Genomic DNA, 2500 nt, shown 5'->3' with positions numbered 1-2500 from the left:
GCTTATCGTCGGTCGCCACGTCCTTCTTCGCCTCTGTGTGCCTAGGTATCCACCGTTAGCCCTTTGTAACTTGACCACTTGATTCTTTCATGGTGGTCGCTTGTCTGATGCTCCGATTTCTCGGATTACATACACGCTTTGATGACTTAATTTCTATGCAGTTTTCAAGGTTCTGACTAGAGTTCTAGACTCCAGCATTCCGACTTCTTTTTTGAGCTTCTTTGACGCTTCTTTGACAAAGTTAGTCTGGGTGCTGATTTCTATTTATTTTGGTTTTTTTGGCGGTTGTAATAGTTAGTGAGAGTGGAGGTAAGCGGACTCGAACCGCTGACTTCCTGCGTGCAAGGCAGGCGCTCTACCAACTGAGCTATACCCCCACACTTGTAAGTTCTGATTTTGAGCTTCTGAGTCCTGAATTAATCTTTGATTATCCATTTCTCATTACTGACAATTCATCACTTTTTTCCAGGTGGGCCATCCTGGATTTGAACCAGGGACCTCACCCTTATCAGGGGTGCGCTCTAACCAACTGAGCTAATAGCCCACGAGTTCCGAACCAGTTAATAGTTTGAAAGCTTTGACATCTATTCCTCGAACGACCAGGGATGACTGACAACGACCTATATTTTAGGTTCGGTCGATGCTCAGATGGTCTCCCTAAAAGGAGGTGATCCAGCCACACCTTCCGGTACGGCTACCTTGTTACGACTTCACCCCAGTCATCAGCCCTGCCTTCGGCATCCTCCTCCTTTACAGGTTAGAGTAATGACTTCGGGCGTGGCCAACTTCCATGGTGTGACGGGCGGTGTGTACAAGGCCCGGGAACGGATTCACCGCAGTATGCTGACCTGCGATTACTAGCGATTCCGCCTTCATGCAGGCGAGTTGCAGCCTGCAATCTGAACTGAGGCAGGGTTTACGGGATTAGCTCGCCCTCGCGGGTTGGCTGCCCTCTGTCCCTACCATTGTAGTACGTGTGTAGCCCAGGACGTAAGGGGCATGCTGACTTGACGTCATCCCCACCTTCCTCCGGTTTGTCACCGGCAGTCTGTTTAGAGTGCCCAACTTAATGATGGCAACTAAACACGAGGGTTGCGCTCGTTGCGGGACTTAACCCAACATCTCACGACACGAGCTGACGACAGCCATGCACCACCTGTGTTCGCGCTCCCGAAGGCACTCTTCTGTTTCCAAAAGATTCGCGACATGTCAAGTCCTGGTAAGGTTCTTCGCGTTGCATCGAATTAAACCACATACTCCACCGCTTGTGCGGGCCCCCGTCAATTCCTTTGAGTTTCACACTTGCGTGCGTACTCCCCAGGCGGGATACTTAACGCGTTAGCTACGGCACTGTCCGGGTCGATACAGACAACACCTAGTATCCATCGTTTACGGCTAGGACTACTGGGGTATCTAATCCCATTCGCTCCCCTAGCTTTCGTCCCTGAGTGTCAGTTATGGTCCAGCAGAGCGCCTTCGCCACCGATGTTCTTCCTGATCTCTACGCATTTCACCGCTACACCAGGAATTCCCTCTGCCCCTACCATACTCTAGCTGTTCAGTTTCCACTGCCTTTCCGAAGTTAAGCCCCGGTCTTTGACAGCAGACTTGAACTGCCACCTGCGGACGCTTTACGCCCAATCATTCCGGATAACGCTTGCATCCTCCGTCTTACCGCGGCTGCTGGCACGGAGTTAGCCGATGCTGATTCCTCTGGTACCGTCAGGTTGCTTTCACAACTTTCTTCCCAGAGAAAAGGGGTTTACAACCCAAGAGCCTTCTTCCCCCACGCGGTCTTGCTCCGTCAGGCTTTCGCCCATTGCGGAAAATTCCCCACTGCTGCCTCCCGTAGGAGTCTGGGCCGTGTCTCAGTCCCAGTGTGGCTGATCGTCCTCTCAGACCAGCTACCGATCGTCGCCTTGGTGGGCCTTTACCCCCCCAACTAGCTAATCGGACGCGAGCTCATCTTCAGGCTATAAATATTTTCCCTTTCGGTACATCGGGGCTTAGCAGTCGTTTCCAACTGTTGTCTCCGTCCTGAAGGCAGATTCTCACGCGTTACTCACCCGTCCGCCACTAAGTATTTCTACTCCGTTCGACTTGCATGTGTTAAGCAGACCGCCAGCGTTCATCCTGAGCCAGGATCAAACTCTCCGTGTTGGATTGTTTTTTTTGGCTTTAATCAAGTTCTTTCTACTCAGCCCTCAAGGCTGGTTTTTTTCCCTTGACTTTTTTCTCGTTGTTTGCGATATTGAGTATCAGCGATGCCTTTACTCTCTATCTTGATTTTTTTGACGAGGTTAATAGTGCTTTAAGCTTTCAAACTATTCTTTTTTCTAGGTTCAGTTTTCTACCTTTCTTTTGACCTTTAGTTCGTGGTTCAGTGAACCGCTTCCCTTCTGGCGCTTTATTAATGTATCAACTCTCCCCAGAGTTGTCAAGCGTTTTGTGAAAATATTTTTGACTTTTTTTTGAACCTATACACACCAAGGGTTTCGGC

At 49.9% G+C, this 2500-nt stretch carries 2 tRNA genes and 2 rRNA genes (1 of these 4 cut by a window edge); all 4 read right to left on the bottom strand.

The features are described from left to right. Positions 1-76: ribosomal RNA gene (locus QUB12_RS36495) — 23S ribosomal RNA — on the bottom strand (it extends 2828 nt beyond the left edge of the window). Positions 77-304: 228 nt separating this feature from the next. Further along, a tRNA-Ala gene (locus QUB12_RS36490) sits at positions 305-377 on the bottom strand. Positions 378-470: 93 nt separating this feature from the next. Further along, positions 471-544, bottom strand: a tRNA-Ile gene (locus QUB12_RS36485). Positions 545-660: 116 nt separating this feature from the next. After that, a 16S ribosomal RNA gene (locus QUB12_RS36480) occupies positions 661-2160 on the bottom strand. The 16S and 23S rRNA genes sit together here with 2 tRNA genes alongside, the layout of an rRNA operon. Between the last annotated feature and the right edge of the window lie 340 nt (positions 2161-2500).

This window comes from Microcoleus sp. B7-D4 (assembly GCF_036705125.1).
Lineage (GTDB): Bacteria > Cyanobacteriota > Cyanobacteriia > Cyanobacteriales > Microcoleaceae > Microcoleus.
Note: the sequence above shows the minus strand (reverse complement) of the source record. Positions and strands in the feature narration are given on the sequence as shown.